Source organism: Mesorhizobium neociceri (assembly GCF_013520985.1).
In the GTDB taxonomy this organism is placed as follows: domain Bacteria; phylum Pseudomonadota; class Alphaproteobacteria; order Rhizobiales; family Rhizobiaceae; genus Mesorhizobium; species Mesorhizobium neociceri.
In genome coordinates, this window is sequence record NZ_JACDTY010000009.1 from 23253 (window position 1) to 48356 (window position 25104).

Genomic DNA, 25104 nt, shown 5'->3' on the forward strand with positions numbered 1-25104 from the left:
GGTACCCATCGGCGTCGCAGTAGCTGAGCCTGATCGTCGCTAGCTACATCTACACCTGACCGGGCCTTCAAACCAGACGAATTTCTATGGCAGATCAGCATGGAAAACGCGATGTCGACTGCGCCGAATTTTACCCCTTCAGAGCGCCCGAGCTCATTCCCGAGATCAAGGCCCGCTGAGCAACTACTGTAACGATCGTTATAGGAATTATCGCAAGAGACGAGGCGGCGGCCATCGGTCCCCAGTCAAGGTTCCGAGCGGAGATAAAGCCGGATATGAAGACAGGTAGGGTCTTGGCCGAATTCCCCGCCAACATGACTGGAATCAAGAACTCGTTCCAAGTGAAAAGCGCAACAAAGATCGTGCTTGCTGCGATGCCAGGCAAGAGCAGCGGCAGCACGACATACCAAAAGGTCGCGACTTGCCCCGCCCCATCTATCGCGGCGCTTTGCTCCAGGGCGACTGGCACTTGGCCAACAAACGAACTCATCAACCACGTTGCGAAAGGCATGTTGATAGTGGCGTACATAACAATCAGCGCAACACGGCTATCATAGACCCCCAGCTGCGACGTTATGTGAAAAAGAGGAACCATGAGTACGATTGCTGGAATGGCGCGTACTAAGACCAGCGAAATTTCCAGTGGCGCTCGGCTCACGAAGCGAGGCGTCCGAGAGAGCGCGTAGGCCGCAAGTGTGCTGAGCATCACACACAAAGCGGTCGACCCAAGCGTCACAAGGATGGTGTTGAGGTAAATTTGACCAAAGCCGCGGGTATGGAAAATGGCCGAATAATTCTTGAGGGTCGGATCGAACCAGATAAACTTCGGCGGCAACACGAAGGTGTCTGCACGCTGCTTTATCGATGTTGTGATCGTCCAAAATACCGGGAAAAGCGAGAGGAACGCTGCCAATAGCAGAACAGCATACGACAAGGCCGCCGATATTCGCTTTCTTCTCGCAAAGCTCATCTTGATACCCGATCCGCTTTGCGCCAGAGAACATAAACAGGGGCAATCAGTACGACCATTACGATACCGAGGGCGGCCGCCCGCGACGTTTGGAAGAAGCCGAACCCGGTATTGTAGACCAACATGCCAAGCGTTTGAGTCGCCGTCCCAGGCCCACCCTTTGACGTTACTATGAAGATGAGGTCAAACATCTTCATACCATCGATTATCCTTATTGTTATGATGACCAACAGGACATTGCTGATGGACGGCAGGGTCACGTAAAAGAGAGTTTGCAATTGAGTTGCGCCGTCTATCGCTGCCGCCTCGAGCGGCCCTTTTGATTGATTAGCCAGGGCGGCCAGGACTGTTAGCATAATGAAGGGTACCGATTGCCAGCTGTCGACAATTGAGATAGCGGCAATTGCAGGCCAACGTGCACCAAGCCAATTCGGGCCATCCATGCCAACCAGGCTGAGTGCCCAATTTATAACGCCGAGATCGGCGTCAAACATAAAGCGCCAGATGAGTCCCACGGCGACCGGCGTAAGCAACATCGGCACGACAAGCACCGTTCGAAACAAACGGGTGCCGCGCAGATTTTTTTCCAGGATGATCGCGAGGGCGACGCCTACAGGTAACTGGATCAGCAATCCAATCGCTATCAGCGTGAGCGTTGTCCTCAACGAGTCCCAGAAGCGCGGATCCCAAAGGGCCGCGATGTAGTTCCCGAAGCCGACAAATTGCGGGGCAGAAAAAGCTCCCAGCGTTTCGTTTCGGAACGACAGATACAATGCTGCAAGAATTGGAGCAGCAAAAACTGCGAGCAGCAGCACCCAACTCGGCGCGACCAGAAATTCCGCCGAACGGCGTCTTGTAGACTCACTCACTGGCCGCGCCTCCCATCTGCTTCCACACTAACGGCTGGCGACAGCGGTCGCGGGTCAAAGAGGCCATTACGGCGCCTTTTCCTGGGCAAGTATGGGCTTTAGTTTCTCGTTGAGCGCATCCAGGCCACCTTGGATATCCGTGCTGCCATCCAGCATCGGCGGCAAGGCGTCGAGGATCGCCTTTTCCATTTCCGGCCACACTCGAAGTTGCGGGAAACGCTCGATTCTGGAGCTGGCGGGTATGTTCAGAAGCGGCAAGTATGGGTGAATCGCCAAAAGCTCGGCATCGTTGGTCACTGATTTACGGCCGATCGCAGCAGCACCGGCCAACAGATAAGCCCTGGCATTCGGCTTCCCAAGGACAAACTCAAGGAACTTCCACGCTGCGTCCGGATCCCTGGCGTCGCTGGGAATGCCAATATTCCAGCCGGCAAGGTGGGTCACGTCGACGGAGCCCATGGGCATCTTGGCAGTGCCAATTTTCCCTACGTGTTGGCTGTTCGCTGGATCCAGCGCCATGCCCCAATAGCCCGAATATTGTATCATCGCTCCGACGTTGGTTGACAGGAACTTGTTGGCAACGTCATCGCCGGTGGCGGAGATGCCTCCAGCCGGACCGTAGGCCAACATTTCCTTGAAATAGCGCGTCGCAGTGACAGCTTCAGCAGTGTTGACCGTGGGGCGCAACTGTTCGTCGTACAGGTGACCTCCAAAACTCCACACAAGGGTCATCCACCACCAACTTGCGTTGGGTCCCCAGCCGAACATCGCGCCGTCGCCTTTGCCGGCCTCTTTGACAGCTTTGGCATTAGACTCGAACTCTGCCCAAGTGGTGGCTGGCTTCAGGCCGAGTTCGGCGTAGATGTCTGTGCGGTACCATTGGATCATCGGCTCGGTAGAAAGCGTCAGCCCGAGCGTCTTTCCGTCATATTTTCCGTAATCTTGCTGCCCTACCGCGAAGTCACCGATGTCGTACACGGAGGAAGTCGCCAAGTGGTCGTCCAGCGGAGCCATGACTCCAGCGGCTCCGAATGCAGCAAGAAACGAGTTGTCGAATTGTGCAATGTCGTATTGCCCCTGGTGCAATTGGACGGACAGCAGCAGCTTCTGATGTGCCTCCCCGTATGGTACCTCCGTGACGTTCACCGTTATGCCTGTTTTGCGTTCAAATTCCGGAATAAACGACTGGATTGCGGTAGAGGACGGGCTCGGGATAAGAAACAGGTTTATTTCTTCGGCAGCAACGGAGGTGCTAATTAGGCATGCAAGCACCGATGCGCTCACCAGCGATTTGAAAAGCGTCATGACTTTCCCTTCATATATTGTGTAAATTTCATTTCTTTCAGAATGGCCGGAGATAATCGATCGCTAGTGCCAGCTGCGGCAAGCGAGACATCAAGGGCTTACGAGAAGACGACTGTTCTCACCTGTCTTGTGTTAAACTGTAGCGCCTATGTTTTCGGCACCGAATGACAAGAGCCTCGCTGACCGGGCTCGGAAGAAACTCACATGCGCCGCCCTGTTTCAGGATCGAACAGGTGCAAGCGCTCCGCATTGGCATGCAGCAAGACTGTCGAACCGGGCATATGCCTCACCGTCGGGGCGCAACGTGCTGTGACTCGAGCACCGCCCAACTGGCCTATTATGAATGTGTCTGAACCGAGCGTCTCCGAAATGAGATAATCGACCCTCAGCCCTTTGGATTTGTTGATGGTGCCTATGCGACTTTCGTCGGTAATGTCCTCGGGCCTAATGCCGACTAAAACCCTTCTTTTCGACGATTTAGCGATAGGTTTCTGGGCCAAGCTTAATGTTTGTCCATCGCTCAGGGTCAGAATATCGCCATCCAATTCAGCTTCGATGATATTAATCTGAGGGGATCCGATGAACGATGCAACGAAGAGATTTTTCGGCTCATTGTAAAGCTCTTCTGGCGTTCCGGTTTGCGCGATCTTACCCCCGTGAAGACAGACAATCTTGTCGGCCAAGGTCATCGCTTCAGTCTGGTCATGGGTCACAAAAATCGACGTCATACCAAGTTTTTGGTGCAGGATTTTGATCTGCGTGCGGACCTCGGTTCGAAGTTGGGCGTCCAGGTTTGAAAGTGGTTCGTCAAACAGAAATAGTTGCGCACTGCGGGCCAACGCCCTGCCCATCGCCACTCGCTGACGCTGCCCGCCCGAGAGCGCGCGCGGTTTGCGCTCAAGATAGTCGGACAACTGAAGGAGCTGAGCGATCTCGCGTATGCGCCTCTCCCGAGCTTCAGCCGGGACCTTGTTCATCTTCAGACCGAAGCCAATGTTGGAGGCAACGGTCATGTTCGGATAAAGTGCGTAATCCTGGAAGACCATTGCCAGATTGCGGTCCTTTGGGCTGAGGTCGTTTGCCATGATGCCGCCCAGGATCAGCTCACCAGCTGTAATATCTTCCAGACCTGCGACCATTCTCAGGATCGTACTCTTCCCGCAACCGGACGGACCGACCAAGACGACAAACTCTCCATCTTGAATATCCAAATCGACGCCATGAACAACAGGGTGCGAGCCAAATGACTTACTTAGTCCTCTAAGCGACACATCGACCATGCATGCTCCTCATCAATTGCGGTACGGCCGCAAGGACATTTCAAGTCAGGGTAAATCCATCATTGCTCTCGCGAAGCATTTTTTCCACGTCGTGCTGGACCTGCGCGGCGTTGCGGTATCGTTTTCCGAACCGGTCCATCCGCCATTGCTCCAAGCCCACCCATGGCTGTCCGGCGTGTCCTGTAATGTGCTCTGCCATTGCTCTGCCGAGCCCCGGGCCATGGGTCATGCCAAATTCATTGTCGCCCGAAGCCACATAGAGGCCATCGATACCAGGAACCGCCCCCGCCAGAAGCCGACGGTCCGGCGTATAAAGGGGCGCGCCCTGCTTCACCTTTAGCCCAGACCTGCGCGAGAACGCAGGCAGCATAGGAACGGCGAGGTCGGCTCGACGTTGCACTTCCAGAGCGCCGTCAATGGGAACATCGTCAAAGCGAGTTGGCACTGTGGTTTCAACAAACATGTCGCGTGGGTAGGCCGTGTACATGCCACCAAAAACCAACCCACCTTCGTGCTGGCGCACCCACAACACGTTGCCGCTTTGGCCGTCGGGTGCAATTCCCGTCAGAAAGAGCGCCGGCATAGACACAGGAATTTCCAAGGGCCTCGTCATCAATCGGGTCGCCACATGCGGCACCATAGGCAAATAGATCCCGTGCGGCTCAAGCAGCGCATTGCTCCAAGCCCCGGCTGCGATGACCACCCGTTCTGTCGCGATGTATCCGACCGAAGTCTCTACGCCGACTACCCTTCCCTGCCGCACCACCAGACTGAGCACTGAACAATGGGCATCGACCCGCAGACCTCCGCGGCTCAACTCTTCAGCCATTGCCGGGCCTACTTTCGACGCCGACAGCTGTCCAGCTGTCGGCTGCAGGACGCCCCCAAGTATGCGACCCGCGGGCACCACGCCGCCCGTAATCTCTTGAACCTGAACCGGGTCGAGGCGATGAGTTGATGGCTCCTCAGGATGTGCGACCATCGACTGCATATGAGACCAGGAGACCTCATTCCCGGCCACCCACAAGAGGCCGTTCTGCCGGAAGTCGATCTCGTTCCTGGCGTGTAGTGCCGCGTAGAACTCCAGGCCATATCGCTCGAGGCGCGCTTCCTCGGCGCCTTGAGTTGCGGCAGAAACAGCCCAGATCGAAATGAACCCGGCCGCGGCGGAACTCGTCCCACTGAAGAGGCCGTCTCGTTCGATTAAGCTTATGTCTGTGACACCCCGCTCTTGTAGATGCCACGCGATCGCGCATCCGAAAATGCCGCCGCCGACGATTACAACGTCCCTGGTATCCATCGCGTCACCTGCATTCTCTATCGACGCTAAAACGGCGCATTCGTGCGCATATTGAGTTCCACGCCGGTCTCGGCCAGCGAGCCCATTTCTCGAGCATTTTTTCTCGGGATCAGCATGTTGAGCTTCCCGTCTTAGTCAAAAGGCGAGCCGGCCGTGACCCGGCCGGCTCTGACGCTGGGGAGGATGCGCCATGGAACATGTGGTGGTGGCAAAGCCATTTCGTCTTCTTGGGAACACCTCTGGTAAGGCAACTCATGAAAACGGCTCACCTAAATATTGAAGCCTTTTTTCATCACCTTTGCAATAGGTGATGCTTATTTTTTTCTCTCCCCGAGTCTTGCCGGCATCAGAGCCCGATCCGCCCTACGATGCGGCGGGATCGCAGTGCTGGTTCGCCCCTAACAAACGCCTCTGCGATTGCGCAACGATAGCGGGCAATATCGGCGAACTCGCGCTCGCGGACCAAGTTGCCGTCGCGCCAGATGCCATAGCCTGGTCGGTTGTCTTTGATGCTAAAGGGGCGGCGCCGGCGCCACGTGTCCTCGCGATCCCGGCGGGTCATGCACATCAAGCAAGTGTCCGGGCGAGAAAGCGCGAAGCGGGCACCTTCCGTCCGAGCAGCATGCGCCATCACTATCGCACACGTTGAGGCGACGATGCAGTGTGGGCGCCATCCGATGGCGAAGTGCGAACTAACCGCCCACGTGCCCCTCCCCCGCAACCGGCGGGCGCGGCTTCGACAACACGCGATCAATCTTAACCGAGACGAAACAGGCCAAGGCAACCCTGTCGCTCACAGCTACCGGCCAGGCGTCGAACGTCGTTCCGGTGTTGAGGCGAGGTGCGACGTCGACAGTGCAGCAATTGCGGAGCGGCGGAAAAAATCTTAGCTTGGGGTTGGCGTTCCTGCTGAAAATTTTCAATATGTCAGCCACCTTTGGTGAATTGCCGCTTGATTCGATCTAAGATTAGGGTGGGGTGGTCATTATGCAGGAAAACGTCATTGCCCGGCTTCGCTCATCTCAACCAAGCCTTAGCCCCGCGCTCCTTCGCATCGGAGAGTATGTTCTCAAGGATCCGTCCGTCGTCGTAAACCAGACGATTACGGAGGTCGCGGATGGTGCGGGCGCCAGCGAAGCAAGCGTTTTGCGTTTCTGTCGGGATATCGGCTTCACAAGCTTCCAGCGCTTTAAGTTGGCTCTCGGCATCGAACTGTCGAGCGGGCGGGCAAAGGAGGTTCGCACTCCCTCGGGAGATATTGTCGAAGATGCACTTTCGGAGGTGATAACCGCTCTAACACGCACCGGCGACTTGCTCGACCGGTCGCAGCTTTCCTCCGCAGCAAAACACATAGTCAAGGCAACAAGCATTGATCTATACGGCGTTGCGGGATCGGCAAGCGTTGCGCGCTATGCACATTACTCCTTCACACGCTTGGGTCTCATATCACGCGTTCTTGACGACCCTCACCTGGCAATCATGAGTGCGGTCGGGCTTGGGCCCAAGCAGGTCGCAATTGCCATTTCCGAGTCCGGATCAACTAAAGAGACGATTAACGCGATCGTTGCCGCAAAGGCGACTGGCGCTTTCACGATTGCCATCACCAGCCACATCCGGAGCCCGATAGTAGCGCACGCCAACGCTGTGCTGGCATCAGCTTCATCCGACACGCCAATAATGAGAGGCTTCTTCCTGCGCACGGCTGGGCAATATCTCATTCTTGACTTGCTTACGTCCATGATTGCCAAGACCTCGAAGCAGGCTGGCATCTCCATGCAAGCTACCGCAGAAGCGACAATCGACAAAAGCTATTGACGCATCTTGGTCCCGGTCCGCAGCGCTCCGTCAGGAACGTCCCGAGTGCTGCTTTTGACTTCAGGTCCGTTCGATACCTATGCTCAAAATCCAGCAACACCATTGCTTACCTCGCGCGAGAAAACGAGCGACAGTGCGGAGCCGTCGCAAGTGCCAATCATTCAGCCTCTATCGCGGGGCCAATGTTTGAGACTCGATCGCGGCTCTGCCCCAGTGCGAACGCGCACTTGCATGCTGCCATATCGGGCGCAGCCCTGACGGCATGTCTTCACTGGCGTTTCATCGGACAGCCAGTCCTTGGCGACGAAAATTCATCGACGCGAGCCAGCCTGCCAGCAACGAGTGGAAGGAGCTCCACAAGCGTTCAACGACGGTTCCGCTAGAAAGCCTCAAGTACCTTTGTATCAGACTGCGAATACCGAAATGGCGTGTCTGTCAGGCCCGCCGCATCGGACAGTTCGGCGGCCAGCAATTGCGCCGGCAAAATGTCGACGATTGAGCGCGCCGCCCGATTCTTGAGATCTGGAACTTTGACCACAACAAGGTTGCGCCGATCGTCCACCGCATTATCGGCGGTCACCAACAGTACTGAGCAGCCGATCTCCGCCAGGTCGTGAGCTAATTTGATTTCTCTGGCGTCACCGAAGATGACCACACCGGTTTTTTCGTCCATCGATTCCATAGGGCCGTGCAAATAGTGTAAGGTGTCCTCTCTGCCGGTGGGGATTCTTGCTGCCTCACGCAGCAGCAGGCAGGCTTCTCCCGCAGTGCCAAAACCGGATAAAGCTCCAACACTATCGATTGCGCGGCGGTTCCGAAATATCTCCAGAGCGGCTTGCATTTTTTTGGAAGAGCTATCCAATACGTCTGCGGCGATCGACGGCATGTCTTTCCAATCGAACTCCCCGCCGTCGCATAGCGCGTCGACGAGCAATCCGCCCGCCATGACTGAGCCTGTGTAGCCAGTAGCCGAGGGAAGAGCATCTGGTCCGCATTCAAATCGTAGGCTCGCGGACGCGGTGCGCGAAAGAGGATCATTTCCTTCGCTGGTTATTGCCACGGATGGCAAGTTCGCATGGGATCGGATAGCCGAGATCGGCTCGATGCTTCTACCGCCGGCTGAAAAAGCAATGATGGCGTCGCCCGGGTTGCCGGGCTCCATTAGGTCGACGGCGCGCCACGGAGCGGCCCTCTTGCCACGACGTTGAAGTTCACCAGCTACGACAACCGCCGCCTCGTAGCTGGCACCAATTCCTGTGAGAACCAAGGAGCCTTCCCTGAAGGGAGCGCAGTCAAAATTGCGCAATTGGGCGCTTACCACTTCGCTAATATGCGAGAACTGCTTAGGCTGACGTGAGATGGTTGACCTATAAGACATGCATCATTTCCCTGTGCAAGTGAAAGAGAGTTTTTCGGCGATATGGCAAGCGCCCTCGACCGGGGCACGGTCCAAAAAACGGACGGAAATATTCTCGTCAAATCGAGCCCTCATCTCTCGCAGGAATGCTGTCGCCAGCAGTCTCTGGCCCAAGATGACTGCACCGCCAGCCACAACGTTCTCGACACCGACGCCCGATAAGTTGAGATGCCGGACAAGTTGCGCCAACGCAGCCGCACCCTCGTCAATCACTCGCCTCGCCAATGTTGAGCCGGCCTCCGCGGCTTCAAAGACCCGCGGAGCGTGCCGGCCCAGATCTGCAGCACTACCTTCTTCAGCAAGCGCCGTGCCCAAGTGGGTAGGTCGGTCGAGTTGGAATGCGCTGCACAGAATCGCCACTAGCGGTTCCGCACAGGAGCCGCCCCGATCGATGTGCAATCGAGCAGCTTTCGCCGCTTCTCGCACCAATCCTGGCGCACTTCCCTCATCGCCAATTATCCAGCCCCATCCGCCAGCGACCTGCATGCGGCCAAGGCCGTCGCGAGAAACTGCAATCGACCCTGTCCCGGCTACAACGCCTATGCAATTGTGAAATCCCATGGCTGGTCCGAACAATTCGGCATCGTTGACGACCATTATCGGGCAATCAAAAAACGCCTCGAATTGCGCACGAAATTGACTGCACTCCAAATCATCGTCACAACCATGAGCGCCGATTACGATTGCAGACGGCAGGTCTCCGTCCAGAAAATGGATGAGGAGGTCGGCCAGGCCCTTCACGGAATGAGATGAGCCCGCGGGCCGCCAATCGGCACTGGGCAAGATCAAGTCCCTGGCCTGAGATGACCTAGGGCTGACTCGCATATGCGTCTTGGTACCGCCGACATCGATGCCAATTGGGACCAACATTCACACACCGCACCGTGCACTGGTTCGCATATGATGATTTTTACCATCTTGTGATGAGAATGAGAAGGGAATTTTTATCGCCGGTCGAATTCAACTAAGCCATGATTGAAATTCAGGCATGAGGAGTGCGCAAGCTAGCGGCGCCACTGGGCATCAAGCCAATGCCCCGACCGCACGTGAGTGGCTCTCCGACGCCGGCGCCTGGCTTGGGGCGCTCACTACCTCGAGAAGCTTATTGCCGCTTCGGCTGGACGGCCGCTAAGCCATCCCTCGTCGAGGGCGTCGGGCCGAACTTCTTCGGAACCAGCGTTGCATGATGAGAGCTGAAGGCGAGACGGCCGATGCTGAACGGCGCCCGTGCCAACTGTAATACACCACCTGATCAGGATGCGGCTCGTTTGCAGCTCATGCAGCGTTGCAAGAGGTCAAAATGCTCAAAAGCTCAGCGCCATTGCAGGCCGTACCAAACACCGGCACGCCAGAGAGTTTGGCGATATATTGAGGGGTGCAATGACGTCCGCCGAGAAACTTTACCGCTTGCATCCCTGCGGCACTGGCAGCTTTCAGCCCTGAAAAGCTGTCCTCGACAACCAGACAGCGCTCCGGCCTGGTTCCCATCAGCTCCGCGGCAAACAAAAACAGATGCGGTGCAGGCTTAGGGTAGACGACGTCCTGGGCGGAAACGAACCGTGTGCCGATGAAGGGCAGAAGATTTGCGGCACGCAATTTTACAATCAACCGGTCGCGGGGGCTGTTGGAGGCCACGCAAAATGGCAGCTCCAAATTACCCAGCAGTTCAATGACCCCGGGCACCGGCTTCAATTTTTCGCGCAGTGCTGCTTCCAGACGACCAAGGAACCGAGACCAGAACTCTGATTCAAGGCGGATGCCGAGTTCCCGTGCAATGTTGGATGAAATATCGGCCAGCTGGCGTCCCGCAAACCGGCAAACCGCCTCATCGACAGTGATTTCAATGCCCTCCCCCCTGAGGCTTTCCGTCAACAACTCGCCTTCCAGCCATTCGCTTTCCACGAGCACACCATCGCAATCGAAGATCACAAGATCAAAAGATCGGGTGGGGTGCGTGCCATTGGCCGCTCGTGTCAGTTGCGTCATTTGGGCATATGCGGCCTGACGATGGTGCTCTCATTCAGAAAACTCCATTCGTGCACGCAAACGCTGTCGCCGCCGACAAGAATTACGTTGTACGTGGGCTCGGCATCGACGAACTCGGGGCGACGGAAATTTGCCAGATCGAGAACAATTTGATGCGAAGTACCGCGTGAGACCACTACCGGGTGCCCATTCACCACCGCGTTCACCGGTAGATGATAATGACCGGCGAAGATTTGGAGGACGTGTCCCGCGGCAACAGCATTCCAGAAGCTTTCCGGATCCACAAACGCGATGTCTGAAAATCCGGGAACTCCAAAACCGGTTCCTTCTGGCGCATGGTGCATAAAAATCAGGAGACGCTTATCACCAGCAGCTGACACACAGCTGCGCAACCACTCGAGTCGTGCGCTGCACAGCAATCCATATCCTTCGTCAGGCACGTGGGTATCGAGGAAAATGCAACGAACGCCATCCTTGTCAAAGCTACTTTGCACAAAGCCGTTTTCGTCAACCTCACATCCAGGAAACACGCCGCGAAAATTTTCGCGGTGGTCATGATTGCCAAGAAGCAATCGAATTGGCAGCGAAAAGTGCGCGACGATCTCTTTCAGTGCAAGATAAGCCAAAGGGTCTCCATCGTGCACCAGGTCGCCGGTGAAAACGACTAGCTCGGCATCGCCATGATGTGCCACGATATGCTTGAGACACTTCAACAGCCGACGTGCGGGATGAAGCCCAAATAGCTCTCCGTCGCCTGCGACCAAGTGTGTATCCGACAGCTGAATGATCTTCACGATAAGCTCTAAGATTGAGCGCCGCATCAAAGATGCAACGTTTGTTTGGCAGCGATGAGCTATTTGAGGGTCTTGGCGACGCTGGTCGCCTCTGAATCGGGAAACGGCCCGCCCAGTGACTACCAAGCAGAGCATATCCGGGAGGCGCGAGCGTTAGTAGTCTTGAATTCTCTCTGGCCCCGCGCCGCTTCTAACCATCATCGCGGAAAAGCTGTTTAGCAAGATCTCCGCTTTCAACTCAATATGATCGCTGCTGTCCCAAAGATCATAATGCTCATTGGTATCGGTATTATGATCGAACAACTCTCCTATCCCGGCGTCATGATATACATTCAACTTGTACCGGCCGTCGAAGTACATCGATGCACGTGAGCCTTGGCTTCCCCGAAAACGGAGGGAGTTGTAGTATTCGCTGACGACGAAGGGTTTGTGCTTTTCAAGCGAGCGCTTTCCGAGCAGCATCTGATCGAGAGACAGCCCCTGCATGCTCTTTGGCACTTCAAGGCCAGTTAGCGTAAGCAGCGTAGGCGCTAGATCAACAAGCTCGACCAGTGCATTCGATTTTGCTCCGGCTGGGTTGCCAGGGACATAGATAACAAGTGGCACATGAACGACTCCCTCATAGAAGCGGCAGCCCTTGTAGAGGAGACCATGGTCCCCCATCATGTCACCGTGGTCGCTCGTGAAGACGATTATGGTGCGATCCAGTTGCCTGGTTTCCGTCAGAGCGTCCAATATGCGGCCCACCAGATCATCCACTTGCGCCACCTCGGCGTGGTAAGCTGCTCTCATCTTCCAAATGTTGAAACTGGTGGGCGGCGCCTCATGGGTTGGACCGGCCGATTCATTGTGCCCCCTCTCACCATCCTCTGTCGCCGCCCGCCACGGGTCTACAGCGCATTTCGCTTGCTGATCGACCCTTGCGAATTTCTTGTTGTGTTCAAGATCGACCGGCTTGAACGCGGGATCCGGCATATCGGCAGGGTTGAACCGCTGCAGGTACTCGATTGGGGGATTGAAGGGCGGATGAGGGGCGTCGATGTTTATGGCCAAATACCAGCTACGGGCAGCATGCATCTGGATAAAACGCTCAGCTCGATCGCCGGCCCAGCGGGTCTGCCGATACTCTGCGGCGGGACCTGGCCCGTAGTGCTGGTCCAAATACGGTTTGTAATAGGCCTCGGGATCGACGCCCTTTGACCACATCCAGGCGTGATAATCATGGTTTCCCGACCATTCGGGCAGTGGCTCGGGGCTCCAATAGAACTCGGCATACCCGTCGTCGGGACGCTTCTCTATCATACCGCGCGTGGCAGACAGATGCAGCTTTCCGATATGGCCTGTGTAGTATCCGGCGTCCGCCATAAGCTTCGGCAGCAAAACGAGATGTGGAGGAAATGCACCAGCACCATTTTGATGAACCTGGTGTGCAATCGGATATGAGCCGGTCAGGAAACTGGTTCGGCTTGGCGTGCAGATGGGACTTTGGCAATACGCACGACGAAATACAGTTCCCATCGCAGCCAAGCGGTCAATGCTGGGGGTACTGGTGCCTTTGAACCCCAGGCACTGCAGTGTGTCCCACCGCTGCTGATCACTACATACCCACAAAATATTAAAAGCGCTCAACTCATTCCCCTGACGCAACGGTCGGCTATCCTGGAACGGCGGTGACGCGCGCCGGGCGCGCCACCGATGCGTGGATTGCTATTTAAGGTACCCTGCCCGCTTCATGATGCCCTCCACGTCAGCCTGCGCATCATCCAAGGCAGCTTTCGGACTCTTGCTGCCGACAACCGCCTCTTGCAACGCACGACCGAGCCGATCGCCAATCTCCTTGAATTCAGGAATTCGAGGATAATACCACTCGGGCGCCCCCTTGAGCGTCTCAGCATATGTCGCGGCGAAAGAGCCATGGCCGTAATTGTAGTCGTGTTTGCCAAGCACTTCCTTGTCTTTCCACAACGACTGCCTCGTAATCGCGACGAATGTGCTATCAAGCGAGATGCGCTTCATGACATCTGCGCTCGTCGCCCATTGAATGAAGGCCGCCGCGGCCGCCTTGTTTTCCGAGGCAGCTGGGATCACATAGGCCTGACCTGCAAACGGCGGAAACCTTCCGCTCGGTCCGGCAGGCGGCAAGGCGAAACCAAGCTTACCCACGACCTTTGAAAGCTCCGGGTCGAGGATACGGCCGGCAGTGGGAGCGCCTTCCACCGTCATTGCAATACGGCCCTGCTGCATGGCAATCACGACGTCGTCAAATGTCGCTGAGGCGCTGCCAGGCAGGGTGAAGTTCGTCATCGTGTCGGTGTACCATTTGAGGGCATCAAGCGCGGCCGGCGAATTCACCGTTGGTGTCAGATCCGTCGGCTCCTTGGCGAAATAGCTGCCGCCGAAGCCATACAGAACCTGGCCCCAGAACCAGATATTCTCCCCCGTGTCCGGCTGTCCTCGCAGCGTTGTGCATGCAATGCCAGCCTTGGTCAGCAGAGCACAATCGTTCCGAAATTCCTCCCAGGTCTGCGGCGGACCTTTTATGCCGGCCTTATCCAACAGATCAGGGCGATAATACATTATCTGGGTGGCCGCAAAATGCGGCAAGGCATACTGCTTACCGTCCATGCTATAAAGTCGCAAAACCGGAGCTATGAAGTCCTGAACATCGGCACTCTTCACATCGATGTAACCGTCCAGAGGCTCAAGGATGTTTCCCGAAGCGTACCGCCCGAATTCTTCGCTACCGAGGTACACGACGTCATAGCTGTTTGAGCGGGTCAACAGCTCAACCGAAACCTTTTGGACGGTTGGCGCGTAACCGAAGAGATTAAACTGGACTTCCGCGCCGGTCTTTTCCGTAAACTCGTGAGCAAATTTCTGCAGCTCGAGGTCATAGGCTGAGTTTGTGGAAAGAACCTTTATTTTGACGCCATCAAAGCGTTGCTGAGCAGATGCTCCGCCAGCAAACGCAACACTTATTGCGAGAATAGCTAACCCCAGGCACTTCATGGATATCTCCTGTTCTTTAGAGGCATTACCCTTTGACCGCTCCTATTGTCGTCGGACCGGCCATGTATTTCTTTATGAATGGCACGAAGATCACGATCGGAGCCAACATAAGGACGCATGCGGCGGCGGCCCGGCCCCAATCCGTCCCCTCAAATGGCATAAAGTTCAGAATGGCTACGGCTGCTGTCTTTGCCTCGTCACGCGTCAGCGTGAGCGCGAACAGAAATTCATTCCATGAGCCGATGAAGATGAGTATCCCTGTTGCCGCAATCCCGGACCTGGCTACTGGTATTGAGATAAGCACCATCGTTTGCACCATGGACGCGCCGTCCATGATCGCAGCTTCCTCAACTTCGCGCGGCACCTGATCGAAAAATGACGACAAATACCATATAGCCAACGGCGTGGCGAACATGGTGTTGATGATTATCAGGCCTAGCCTTGTATCGATAAGGTGAATCTCACGAAACAGAAGGAAGTACGGGATTATATAAATCATTCCAGGCGCAGCCCGTAACAACAACACCAGAGTTAATAGCCTGCGCATGGCCTTCTTTTGCAGGTGCGAAATTCCAAAAGCGGCTGGGATCGATAGGGCCATCGTGAGTACGACAGTGCTCATCGAGACGATTATGGAATTGATCAACGCTGAGGAGAATTCCTTGTCCGCAATGATTGCCGCATAGTGCTGGCCGGACGGCTCACCTACGATTACAGGCGGCCATTGGAACATCTCGATCGGGCGCTTCATCGAGGTCGATAGCGTCCACAATATCGGGCTGAACAAAAATACCGCAAAAGCGAAACACACGGCGTAGCCATATACGTAGCGCGCTAGATTGTGACGCATGGGTCTAGCTCCCCACCCGGCCGGCCGATATTCGGCGAATTGACCAGAAGCACGCACATACGAGCGTACACGTGAAGACTACCAGGAGAGCAGCTGAATAGTCGAAGTCCAGATACGTGAACCCAGTCAGGAAAGCGTAATAGTTTAGGGGCTCTGTTGCTCCCGCGGGTCCGCCGCCAGTTAATACGAAAATGACCGGGAATATTCCTAAGACCTCTAGGGCCTGAAAGACCGCGACCGTTCCCATAGCGGGCAGGACGAGGGGTATGGAAATGCACCACTGCGCCTGGAGCCAACTGGCCCCGTCGATGCTTGCCGCTTCATAAACGTCGTCGGGAATCGATTCCAAAGACGACAGGAGCAGCAGAGCGACAATTGGCACTCCGAACCAGACCGATACCAAGATGACGGCGGCTAGGGCCGATGCCCTGCTGCCCAGGAGATCCGCTTGGAGATGTACACCCGACAGACTCGCCAGATAGGACAAGCCCCCCACACCAGGAATCAAGAACAGCTTCCAAAGAATTCCGCCAACAGCCGGCGGCACAACCGACGGAAGCAGAAAGGCTGCCCGCATCCATCGTGTTGCGATGAGCTTTTCTTTAAGAGCTATCGCCAAGCCGAGCCCGCACAGTAATTGCAGTCCGACGGGGATGACGACTAACATCAGCGTCACCCCAACGGAGTTCAAAAAGCGGCTGTCCGAAATCAGCCTTTTAAAATTATCGAGCCCGACAAAGCTTATTTTGTCCGGAAACGCGATATCGTAGTGCAAGGTCGAAAGCACGAGTACAGCTGCGATCGGAATGAAAGTCGCAGCGCATAGCATTGCTATCGCGGGCGCAATGAGGGCCCAACGTTCGTTCAGCCAGCGGGATGCCATTGCCCCGGACTCCTCCTACCTTGTTTCCCGCGCGGGGAGCGAGCGTTTCTAGCCAGCAGCCGATGACGCTAGGCGGGAACGAGAGCCAACGCTAGAATGATGACAAGTTTCATATTACATGTCAATGTTGATGGAAATTTTTTTAGGCGTATCGGCGCTGGTTCTTTCGGACGATCTATTCGAACGCTGCCTTGAGGCCCTCTGCCTTCTCGGGAAAGCGCAATTGTGAGCCATGCCGCGCGGGTCAGTGGCTTGGTACTGGGGACGATGGGACGCAGGCCTCGGGAGAGGACAAACCCACGAACCCTGCACTGTTACTCATCCGGAGCGGCGGGTCGCCCCAGAGACGAGTGAGCATGACGCAGAAGGCTCAGGCGCATAGTTCGGATGAAAATCTTCATCTTCCGCAGCGAATGGAATGATGATATCGGTCATAGATGGAACGCCTTTTAAACCCCGTGGAGGAGATCAGCGTCTTGGCTTCTGAGCAGTTCATACCCGGCGGAGCCGACTTGGGACCAAGCCTCATTTGGCGAAATTGGGTAAGCAACCAGGTGCGGCGGGCAAAGCATTTTGTGATGCCAAGCACCGATTCAGACGTTTGCCAGACAATCAAAGCTGCGGCAGCCGCGAAGCTGACGGTCCGCGTCGTGGGCACCGGGCACTCCTACACGCCGATCGTGCCAACAGACGGCGTGCTTATCTCGGCAGAACGATTGAGCGGAATTGAATCGATAGACCCCTCTACCGGCCTTGTGACAATGCGCGGAGGCACGCGAATTTGTGACATTGGTCCGGAACTGCGAGCAGCAGGATGGGCTCTGCCAAACCAGGGCGACATAGATCTTCAGACCATTAGCGGCGCGGTCTCTACCGGAACGCACGGTAGCGGCAACACCCTGCAGTGCCTTGCGGGACCCATTGTAGGAATGCGGCTAGCGATCGGAGACGGATCGATTGTCGAATTGAATAATGTTTCAAATGCCACGGCGTTGCAGGCTGCTGCTGTTTCAATGGGAATGGCGGGGGTCATCCTTGCAATCACCATGAGGCTCCAGACAGCGTTTGATTTACACGACAAAATTTGGAGAGAAGACTTCGAGGATTGCATGTCCCATCTGGAGGATTTGTGCAGCGCCAATCGTAGCGCCCGAATTTTCTGGTGTCCGACGGAACATTCAGCCTCCCTGTACAGCCTGCCCGATACCTCCACGTTTGGCGTGACGAGCAAAAATTCGGACGTCTGTGAAATCCGAACTCTCAACGTGACAACGGCGCAGCCAGAGTCGGTCGCAGAGAACCCCGGCGAACGAATCGGCCCCAGCTACCGGATTTTTCCAGGCTCCATCCCCATGCCTAATCACAATGAATGCGAGTATGCCGTACCCCACGAGGAAGGACCGAACGTCCTGCGCGAAATTCGTAGACTGATTCAGACGAAATACCCTGACCAGATATTTCCCGTCGAGTACAGAACGGTTGCGGCCGATGAAATTTTGCTGAGCCCTTACCACCTTATGAAGACGGCTATGATCTCTGTATCAGGTGCGGCGGGCGAAGATTATTGGCCCTTCATCCGCGATTGCGAGGCGATATTTTCTGCGGTGAAGGGCCGCCCGCATTGGGGAAAACTCAATTCACTCGACCGCGCTCACATCGAAGCGCTCTATCCAAGATATGGCGACTTTGTAAAACAAAGAGAAGCCTTTGATCCTAAGGGGATATTCCTCAACGAGTACTTGAGAGAACGGTTCGCCTAAATGGCGGCATTCCCCTCGCACAGTCTGCAATGCTCAAGCACCTAATCAGTGCGTGTTGTGCGAACACGGAAACGCGGCGCGGCCGCGCCTATTAAGCGTCCCCGGCCCAGGCGAATGCGCTGTCAGGTTGCTGCCTTGACCAATTGAATGATCGAGCCGCTAGACGTTGATGGACGGGTGGCATAGGAGCCTCCCGTCTTCGGATAGGAGGCCTCCAGCTAAAAGTCAGCCACTCGGGCTAGACTCTTCGAAGCGTCGCAGCCGCAGACGCAGGGTACCGCATCGGATCAGCGGTGATGAGCTCACCATAGTCTGGGTTCAACAGGGGGGTAAGCGATCCTCCCATTTGAGCCGAGGAGGGATTTGGCCGCCCGTTAAGAAGCAGCGCTGGCCGAGCTAGAGACGGCCGAAGTGACCTGAGCTACGGAGCTTCGCCAGCAGCTTGCTGGCCGTTCCGCAGTGGTCAACCGTTGCTTGCTCACTCAGCGGAGACGCATTCCAGGCTGCCAGTTTTGCCACCAAAAGAGCGGTGTCTCCGTTTATTGATTCGGCTCTGAGGTGTCCGTTCTTCTCCATCACGATGATGGCTGTGCCGGTTACGCCATATCCAATCGCGGCCATCCGCTGAACGCAGGGATCGCCGTCGACGCGAACATCGAACAGAAGCGACCCTGCGGTTTTTTCCGCAGCGTCAGCTACGCGATCGTAGAACGGTCGATTGAGCCCCTCAATATTGCCGAGCGACTGCTCAAACAACGCCAATTCAACATGCTCCGCCACCATGGCTGCCAGAGTGCGCGCCGGCCGGCGCAATCGGCAAGCCGCCAGCGCTGATTATCCACACACCAGCCGTTCATGCAGCCAAAAACGCCGCGGTTTTGCTCAGGGCGCACATTTTCCGCGCCGGAGCGAGGCGGCGTGTCGCCGTCGGGCGTCGACACAGATCGCCGGAAGTCCTTCGGCGCTCGAGGAATGATAAAACCACACCGAAGCGTCCGGTCTCGAATTCCATCCGCTTGGCCGCCGGCGACCGCTCATTGTTGTTCTCCGTTAGATCCGGGTCCGGCCTCCAGCCTGCGCCCGTACTTCCACCCTGTCGGGGAACAATCAGCCGCTTTTCAATATGTGACCGCTTCCGGCTTCAGAGCGACTCGTTCCGCAATCACCCATGTTCGAGATTCCGCTCCGATCACAATAGGCGCTTTCGCCCATTTCCGTCTGGAAATAGGCGGAAGCGCAAACCATCTTGAAAGCCTACAAAAGCGCGCCCGAGTGACGCCAATCAACTGGCGCAGTTAATTCGTCGATCTAGTAAAGGATGATACCGCTGCCCCGGCCGATGGTGCCCGTCATGCGTCTGTCCAGCCGCCACGCCGGATCGACGACATGGACCTTGGCCGTGAGCCGCCGCCTGATCGGCCGTGACAATGATCTGCACCCGCCTGTTCGCCGTCGCGGTCTGCTGAGGGGCGCGGACGGAGGTGCTGTGGACCATCTGAATGTCACCCTGCGCGCGGCGGTATGGCGTTTAGCCGAGGCCCTGCCTTTCGCCATCGCACCAAGGGGATAAAAGGTGGTGCGCGCGCCATAACGTTCCGACAGAGCGCGCCACGGCGCACCTGACTCTAGCACCCAGAAAAGACCGTTCAGCACGCGGCGGTCGTCAATGCGAGGCACGCCGCACGGCTTCTCGGGCGGGGGGACGGACACCTCGCAAGAGGCACCAGAGGCAATGCTGACCGTGCCCAGAGTCGTGCGCACCGTCTGCGTAACAATCAGGCGCAGAGCATAGCCGCCGCACAAACTCGCTTCCCTGTTTATCGGTTGACGACCTAGTAGAGGATCGAGAGCTGGCGCCGATCAGAAGCGGAACAGGCCCGTTCTAGAGACTCGTGTTCCTAAGCAATACATCTCCCTCCACTCCGCGAGGATAGCAGGTCACCACTTCGAACGAAGGCAAAAGATCAAGGATGGCCTGCAGGGACAGCTGCCCTTCATAGAGCTCTTGGTCGCTATATTCCGTATAAAGGAACCGTGTGTTGCTCAAGGTCCGTGTGGCCCCAGCGATGACATCTGACTCGGCCCCCTGCACATCCATCCAGATGAAATCGATCTTGTTCAGATTGGCTTCGCTGCACCAGTCGTCAAGCCTTCGCGTTTCAACCGGTATGGGATGATCGAACCTGACCCAATCATGTTCGACAAGGTGATTCTTGGGTCGGCGTATCGAGCCAGATCGGTCCCATTCCTTGGCGCTTCCGTCTCCGTTGCTTGGATGGAAATCGATACTGCCGTTCCGGCTACTGATCGCGATCTCGAACAGCCTCACCTTGTCCAGGTAGAGCTCCATGTACTTCTTAAAGCGGGCAGCCGCTCGAGGGTCGGGCTCAAAGCAGTAGAGCTGAGCTCTTGGGCAAAGCCTGAGAAAACGTCGCGTATCAGTCCCGTCATTGCAGCCGATGTCGAGGATCACCGGATTGGGCTTTTGAAGGAGGGAAACAATCTGCCGATGTAACTTCAACGACGACACCGGTTCGCGCACACGCTCCAGAAGCTCTTGCCAGAGCCGCTGCATGGACATTGGAAAGGTCTCCTTGGAAGGCCGGAATATTTCCATTGAACTCGTCCTCAGCGCCTTGAATGTCGTCAGCCCTAGAGGGTGTAGACCGCGCGGAACCTAGGGCTGGCACCGGGCGACATGGATTGCTTTCGAGTCCTGCGGTGTCGGCCGGGTTCATAAGTCTTCCTAAGGAACGGGGGCAGTCAGGGGAGGCATCTCGCACTCCTTAGGAGACCTGTTTCCCCGGTCGACGTATTCACATCCCCCATTATCCAGAATTGGTAAAATCGATTGTCTTGATGGAACGCATGCGCGCGGTGGATACACATCTGCCAGTCGCCTGTGACTGAGTGAGCGAAGGATGCTTCGGCCGTCAGCGTCCCTTCGAGACTTTTGCAGCATCACGTCGGAGGCTTTCCGCGGTTCACCAGGAATCGCAGGTCCGCAGCGCCCATCGGATTTCGGCGGCGTGCCACAAGGCGCTGGTCTACCTACGCGGCGACTGCTTCGAGGCCCGCCGGACCCAAAGCGTCAACTTGGAGAGCTACATCTCGCGACACGCCGATCTGCTGGGGACCAGCTATAGCTAGGGTATCGGCACTCAGCATGCCGCCGGACGACTATTTTGACGATTCGCTGGCGACCGCGTTCGCGCGGCTGGACAGCGCCGCTCCCTGTTCAACAACGAGCCAGGCCCATATGCCCGGTAAACATGGCATCTGAAGCGCTCCTCGCTCACAGCGCGTGATCGTCTGCGCCGGCAGCCGGATCGACCTCGTCCCGCAGTAATGCGTAGCCAAGCTTGCCCGCATAGCCGGGAGACGAGCCTAGGGTTGCGCTGCCGGATTGGCGACCACAAAGACGGCATAGAGCGACTGTCGCGCCGTGATGAACAGGCGATTGCGCTTGGGGCCGCCGAAGGTGAGGTTGGCCACCGTCTCGGGGATCCGGATCTTGCCGATCAGCGTGCCGTCGGGATCGAAGCAATGGATGCCGTCGCCTGCCGCTGCCCAGACACGGCCAGCCGTGTCCACCCTGAACCCGTCGAACAGGCCGGCCGTGCATGTCGCGAAAACGCCGAGCTCGCGCAGACTGCTGCCCTCGACAGCGAACTTGCGGATGTGCCTTGGCCCGTCCTTCTCATGCGTGGCGCCGGTGTCGCTCACATAGAGCATGGTCTCGTCCGGCGAGAAGGCAAGTCCGTTGGGCTTCGCCATCGTCGCGACGACGCACACCACCTCACCGGTTGCGGGATCAGTGCGGTAGACATGGCAGCCCTCGATCTCCTGCTCGGCGCGGTCGCCCTCATAATCCGTGGCGATGCCGTAGGACGGATCGGAAAACCAGATGGTGCCGTCCGAGCGAACCACAACGTCGTTGGGTGAGTTCAGCCGCTTGCCTTCGAAACGATCGGCGATCACCGTGATCGAGCCGTCGTGCTCGGTGCGCGTGACGCGCCGTGTCCGATGCTCGCAGGTTACCAGCCGCCCCTGCGGGTCGACTGTGTTCCCATTGGCGTTGTCGGACGGCGCGCGGAAGATCGAGACTACGCCATTGGTGTCGTCGTAGCGCATGATTCGATCGTTCGGGATGTCCGAGAACAACAAGTAGCGGCCAGCGGCAAACCAGGCGGGGCCCTCAAGCCAGCGGCCGCCCGTCCACAGCCGCTCGACCGTCGCATGGCCGACGAAACTGCGCTCGAAACGCTCGTCCAGAACTTCGAATCCGGCGCCTTCAATGTCTCCGAACATGGCTGCTTCTCCACGACATCAGCTTATCGACAGCCGTCGCGGTCCCCCGTTTTCGAGACTTGGCCTTGAGGAGGACTCGCGCTGCTAGGCCTTCATCCGCAATTTGCATGCCGGTTTGTGAGCAGAACCTTGCAGCGGTACGATTGTCGCTCGGCGTTGGCGACTGCCCTCCCGGGATGTCGTTCTAATTCGGCGGGCCACGGCCGCCAAGACCGGATTGTAGTTGCCATGCGTCCACCATCGATTGTCCGGGCGTCGCGATCTGCCGGGTCAATGGCAAGCTCCGCCCCGCTTGGCGGGCAATTGCATTTGTGGGTCGCTTAGCTCTTCAGGACTTCCGTCACCACCAAAGTGGTCCGCTGGCCAGACACCTCTCGACAGAGCATCGATCGGTCACGTCCCGACGAAGATCCCGGCACTCATGTCACGAGACGCTCGGTCCACTCCTCTGTCGGCCGATAGTCCATGAAATCCCCTCTCCGCGCATGATGCCGGACACCTCCTTGCCGATGTGCCGATCAAGCACTGGCCGCCATGGCACGAGCGTGAACTCGCGCGACTTCTCGATGACAGCGTATCGGCCGCTGGCAAGCTCGACGGAGCGGCGGAGCGTACCCTCTACTCGTTCTCCAGACCGGGCCTCGGAATACGATAGCCCAAGTTCGTCTGACAGCTGACCGGCAACACGGTTCAGTTCGCGCTGGCGCAGGATGGAAAGCATGTTCGCGCGGAAAACCATCCTGCCCTGCTCTTCATGCGCCAGGCCTTGCACGATCAGCCATTGCCCCCGGCGGATCTGCACCTCACGCACCTCACGGCCGAAGCCCGAGTTGCGCAGGGGCTCCGGCTTGTCGGAAACCAGCTCTTGGTCTGTCCAGGTCACGCCGTCGAAGCCAGCTTGGCGCTGCACCGACAATGAAGAGAGCTTCTCGACGACCACAGGTTCAGCCCTGGCCCGCAGCCGCTCGTATTCGGATGCGCGATCGAGATGATCCGACCCGATGAGCCAGGTGCCGTCCGGCTGGCGCTCGACGGCCCGGGTGGCGCGCCGGATCGCCTCCAGCCGGCGCACATGTGTTGCGGCAAAGCTTTCGGTCGCTGACGGATCATGCCGCAGGTGGATATCGACGTTGTAACGGCCGCCATGCGCGGCGGCGATCTCGGCCGTCGTCAGATCAACCTGCCTGGGCTCGGTGTTCCTCGGTGTGACCCGGACGATGCAGCCGTCGGGCGTCGGTTCGGTGCCCTCACCTTTGCCGATGTCGATGTAATGGGTTTTTCCATCCACCCCGTCGACGATGAGGTAATGACGGTCGTCGATCTCGTCGGCAAGCCCGCGCCCGACAACGCGGCCGACGACACGCTGGGCCGGCTCACCGGATCGATGATGGATCACCCAGCCGGCGGCACTGCGGGCGAGCCCCTTGCCTGTCAGCTCGCGATGCATGGTCTTGATGATGTCACCGCGCTCGCCGATGCCGCGCAACGTGGCTTCGAGCTCGCCATCGAGGCGCCAGCGACCCGACCCGACCTCTTGTGCCAAGCCCATCCGCTCGAGCTTGCGCAGCCGGCCCTGGTGCAGCGTGTGGCGAAAAGCCTCGCGGGTGGCTGGCGAGACAACGCCGTCATCGTCGCGCATGCGCAGCAGCTGCCGGTCGATGCTGGTGAAGCGTTCCTGCTCCACTTCCTGACGCAGGCGCTGTTCGATCTGCCGGTCGGTGCGGGGACCGAGATCGAGACTTACCAATTCGGCCGCGCGCTCGCGCAAACCAGAGGCGATGTAGTCGCGCGCGATCACAAGATTCGCACCCCGATCGTCCTTGCCACGGACGATGATATGCGTGTGCGGATGGCCGGTGTTGAAATGGTCCACGGCAACCCAATCAAGCCTCGTGCCGAGGTCCTCTTCCATCTGCGCCATGAGGCGACGGGTCAGCGGCTTGAGGTCGTCATACTCGATGCCGTCTTCTGGCGCGACGATGAAGCGGAACTGATGTCGGTCGCCATCCGCGCGATCGACAAACGCCTTACCATCAATGCGGTCGCTGTCGGCGCCGTAAAGCTCGCCAGGCGCGCCTTCCCTGGTGACGCCGTCACGCTGGATGTAGCGCAGATGCGCACGCGCTCCGACCGCGCCCCTGCCGGCCAGCTTCACGATGCGGGCCTTGACGACGACGCGACGCTGACGGAAGGCAGCATAGCGATCGCGCGATTTCAGCAGCGCAGCCGCTGCCCCGCCGCGCCCTGTCCGGCTTCCGGTGAACCGCGCACCGCGCCGCGGCCGGCCGCCGGCTCTGTTGATGGCCGCACGGAGCTGGCCAGCGTAGCGTTTGCCGGCCTCGGAGCCGCGGGAGCCTATTTTCCCAAGCTTCGGCCTGAACTCGTCATCCTGCATTCCCAGCCTCCGGGTGTAACGGAGTCGAATCATCCACTTGCGCTCGCCTGCTCTCCTGATGCTGGAGGCAGCCTCCGGCAAAAACGATGTGCAGACAGACACTTGCACGCCTCGTGGAGGCGGTGCCTTTATCTTGCCTTCCGCGCCCTGCCCATTCGGA

At 57.5% G+C, this 25104-nt stretch carries 19 protein-coding genes and 2 pseudogenes; 2 read left to right on the forward strand and 19 right to left on the reverse strand.

Translation table 11 applies throughout. From position 1 onward, the window contains the following. Positions 1-130: 130 nt before the first annotated feature. The 5 genes from H0241_RS18865 to H0241_RS18885 form a co-directional block, all read right to left on the reverse strand. Positions 131-970 (reverse strand): carbohydrate ABC transporter permease, encoded by an 840-nt coding sequence (locus H0241_RS18865; RefSeq protein ID WP_050596680.1) that lies wholly within the window; start codon positions 968-970, stop codon positions 131-133. Beyond that, positions 967-1839, reverse strand: coding sequence for a carbohydrate ABC transporter permease (locus tag H0241_RS35680; protein ID WP_181059157.1), 873 nt, complete (start codon positions 1837-1839; stop codon positions 967-969). Before H0241_RS35680 ends, H0241_RS18865 begins: the two co-directional genes overlap by 4 nt. A 66-nt stretch (positions 1840-1905) precedes the next feature. Next, complete coding sequence (locus H0241_RS18875; protein WP_181059158.1) at positions 1906-3144, reverse strand: ABC transporter substrate-binding protein; 1239 nt, start codon at positions 3142-3144, stop codon at positions 1906-1908. A gap of 200 nt (positions 3145-3344) precedes the next feature. Further along, on the reverse strand, positions 3345-4424 hold the full coding sequence (locus H0241_RS18880) for an ABC transporter ATP-binding protein (protein WP_181059159.1): 1080 nt from the start codon (positions 4422-4424) through the stop codon (positions 3345-3347). A 40-nt stretch (positions 4425-4464) separates the two neighbouring features. Continuing rightward, positions 4465-5724 carry an NAD(P)/FAD-dependent oxidoreductase gene (locus tag H0241_RS18885; protein ID WP_181059160.1) on the reverse strand — a complete coding sequence of 420 codons (1260 nt, stop codon included), beginning with the start codon at positions 5722-5724 and terminating at the stop codon, positions 4465-4467. Positions 5725-6711: 987 nt separating this feature from the next. Here H0241_RS18885 and H0241_RS18890 point away from each other — a divergent pair. Then, positions 6712-7539, forward strand: coding sequence for a MurR/RpiR family transcriptional regulator (locus H0241_RS18890; protein WP_155936649.1), 828 nt, complete (start codon positions 6712-6714; stop codon positions 7537-7539). A gap of 379 nt (positions 7540-7918) precedes the next feature. Here H0241_RS18890 and H0241_RS18895 read toward each other — a convergent pair whose 3' ends face one another. The 8 genes from H0241_RS18895 to H0241_RS18930 form a co-directional block, all read right to left on the reverse strand. Beyond that, positions 7919-8917 carry an SIS domain-containing protein gene (locus H0241_RS18895; protein ID WP_181059161.1) on the reverse strand — a complete coding sequence of 333 codons (999 nt, stop codon included), beginning with the start codon at positions 8915-8917 and terminating at the stop codon, positions 7919-7921. A gap of 3 nt (positions 8918-8920) precedes the next feature. Beyond that, positions 8921-9826, reverse strand: a complete 906-nt coding sequence (locus H0241_RS18900) for an N-acetylglucosamine kinase (RefSeq protein WP_181059162.1) — start codon at positions 9824-9826, stop codon at positions 8921-8923. A gap of 405 nt (positions 9827-10231) precedes the next feature. Then, on the reverse strand, positions 10232-10942 hold the full coding sequence (locus H0241_RS18905; protein ID WP_181059163.1) for an HAD family hydrolase: 711 nt from the start codon (positions 10940-10942) through the stop codon (positions 10232-10234). Further along, positions 10939-11736, reverse strand: a complete 798-nt coding sequence (locus H0241_RS18910; RefSeq protein WP_181059164.1) for a phosphodiesterase — start codon at positions 11734-11736, stop codon at positions 10939-10941. The genes H0241_RS18905 and H0241_RS18910 overlap by 4 nt, the downstream gene beginning before the upstream one ends. Positions 11737-11889: 153 nt before the next feature. After that, the gene (locus H0241_RS18915) at positions 11890-13365 is read right to left on the reverse strand and encodes a sulfatase family protein (protein ID WP_181059165.1); all 1476 of its coding nucleotides are present in this window, start codon (positions 13363-13365) and stop codon (positions 11890-11892) included. Between the two features lie 78 nt (positions 13366-13443). Continuing rightward, positions 13444-14745 carry an ABC transporter substrate-binding protein gene (locus H0241_RS18920; protein ID WP_181059166.1) on the reverse strand — a complete coding sequence of 434 codons (1302 nt, stop codon included), beginning with the start codon at positions 14743-14745 and terminating at the stop codon, positions 13444-13446. Between the two features lie 25 nt (positions 14746-14770). Next, a complete protein-coding gene (locus H0241_RS18925) occupies positions 14771-15595 on the reverse strand; it encodes a carbohydrate ABC transporter permease (RefSeq protein WP_181059167.1) in 825 nt (274 codons plus the stop codon). Positions 15596-15599: 4 nt separating this feature from the next. Continuing rightward, the gene (locus tag H0241_RS18930) at positions 15600-16478 is read right to left on the reverse strand and encodes a carbohydrate ABC transporter permease (RefSeq protein WP_181059168.1); all 879 of its coding nucleotides are present in this window, start codon (positions 16476-16478) and stop codon (positions 15600-15602) included. Positions 16479-16915: 437 nt separating this feature from the next. Between H0241_RS18930 and H0241_RS18935 the strand changes: the two genes are divergently transcribed. Continuing rightward, a complete protein-coding gene (locus H0241_RS18935) occupies positions 16916-18238 on the forward strand; it encodes a D-arabinono-1,4-lactone oxidase (RefSeq protein ID WP_181059169.1) in 1323 nt (440 codons plus the stop codon). A gap of 396 nt (positions 18239-18634) precedes the next feature. Here H0241_RS18935 and H0241_RS18940 read toward each other — a convergent pair whose 3' ends face one another. The 6 genes and pseudogenes from H0241_RS18940 to rlxS all read right to left on the reverse strand — a co-directional run bounded on the left by H0241_RS18940 (position 18635) and on the right by rlxS (position 24944). Beyond that, a complete protein-coding gene (locus tag H0241_RS18940; protein ID WP_181059170.1) occupies positions 18635-19021 on the reverse strand; it encodes a hypothetical protein in 387 nt (128 codons plus the stop codon). A gap of 129 nt (positions 19022-19150) precedes the next feature. Further along, positions 19151-19265 (reverse strand): annotated as a pseudogene (locus H0241_RS35685) (IS110 family transposase); the annotation flags it as partial. 511 nt (positions 19266-19776) lie between these two features. Further along, positions 19777-19972, reverse strand: a pseudogene (locus H0241_RS35690) (transposase); the annotation flags it as partial. 148 nt (positions 19973-20120) lie between these two features. Next, positions 20121-20819, reverse strand: a complete 699-nt coding sequence (noeI, locus tag H0241_RS18950; protein ID WP_407941751.1) for a 2-O-methyltransferase NoeI — start codon at positions 20817-20819, stop codon at positions 20121-20123. Positions 20820-21625: 806 nt separating this feature from the next. Further along, positions 21626-22549: an SMP-30/gluconolactonase/LRE family protein gene (locus H0241_RS18955; RefSeq protein WP_027038488.1), complete on the reverse strand. Its 924-nt coding sequence runs from the start codon at positions 22547-22549 to the stop codon at positions 21626-21628. 424 nt (positions 22550-22973) lie between these two features. Beyond that, positions 22974-24944, reverse strand: a complete 1971-nt coding sequence (rlxS, locus tag H0241_RS18960) for a relaxase/mobilization nuclease RlxS (RefSeq protein WP_181059342.1) — start codon at positions 24942-24944, stop codon at positions 22974-22976. Positions 24945-25104 lie beyond the last annotated feature (160 nt).

Excerpts from the sequence above, each read along its gene's own strand:
- H0241_RS18900 (WP_181059162.1), bottom strand. The coding sequence starts at position 9,826 with ATGTTGGTCCCAATTGGCATCGATGTCGGCGGTACCAAGACGCATATG.
- noeI (WP_407941751.1), bottom strand. The coding sequence starts at position 20,819 with ATGTCCATGCAGCGGCTCTGGCAAGAGCTTCTGGAGCGTGTGCGCGAA.
- H0241_RS18930 (WP_181059168.1), bottom strand. The coding sequence starts at position 16,478 with ATGGCATCCCGCTGGCTGAACGAACGTTGGGCCCTCATTGCGCCCGCG.
- H0241_RS18935 (WP_181059169.1), top strand. The coding sequence starts at position 16,916 with ATGGAACGCCTTTTAAACCCCGTGGAGGAGATCAGCGTCTTGGCTTCT.
- H0241_RS18875 (WP_181059158.1), bottom strand. The coding sequence starts at position 3,144 with ATGACGCTTTTCAAATCGCTGGTGAGCGCATCGGTGCTTGCATGCCTA.
- H0241_RS18890 (WP_155936649.1), top strand. The coding sequence starts at position 6,712 with ATGCAGGAAAACGTCATTGCCCGGCTTCGCTCATCTCAACCAAGCCTT.
- H0241_RS18880 (WP_181059159.1), bottom strand. The coding sequence starts at position 4,424 with ATGGTCGATGTGTCGCTTAGAGGACTAAGTAAGTCATTTGGCTCGCAC.
- H0241_RS18865 (WP_050596680.1), bottom strand. The coding sequence starts at position 970 with ATGAGCTTTGCGAGAAGAAAGCGAATATCGGCGGCCTTGTCGTATGCT.
- rlxS (WP_181059342.1), bottom strand. The coding sequence starts at position 24,944 with ATGCAGGATGACGAGTTCAGGCCGAAGCTTGGGAAAATAGGCTCCCGC.
- H0241_RS18905 (WP_181059163.1), bottom strand. The coding sequence starts at position 10,942 with ATGACGCAACTGACACGAGCGGCCAATGGCACGCACCCCACCCGATCT.
- H0241_RS18940 (WP_181059170.1), bottom strand. The coding sequence starts at position 19,021 with ATGGTGGCGGAGCATGTTGAATTGGCGTTGTTTGAGCAGTCGCTCGGC.
- H0241_RS18955 (WP_027038488.1), bottom strand. The coding sequence starts at position 22,549 with ATGTTCGGAGACATTGAAGGCGCCGGATTCGAAGTTCTGGACGAGCGT.
- H0241_RS18925 (WP_181059167.1), bottom strand. The coding sequence starts at position 15,595 with ATGCGTCACAATCTAGCGCGCTACGTATATGGCTACGCCGTGTGTTTC.
- H0241_RS18920 (WP_181059166.1), bottom strand. The coding sequence starts at position 14,745 with ATGAAGTGCCTGGGGTTAGCTATTCTCGCAATAAGTGTTGCGTTTGCT.
- H0241_RS18885 (WP_181059160.1), bottom strand. The coding sequence starts at position 5,724 with ATGGATACCAGGGACGTTGTAATCGTCGGCGGCGGCATTTTCGGATGC.
- H0241_RS18895 (WP_181059161.1), bottom strand. The coding sequence starts at position 8,917 with ATGTCTTATAGGTCAACCATCTCACGTCAGCCTAAGCAGTTCTCGCAT.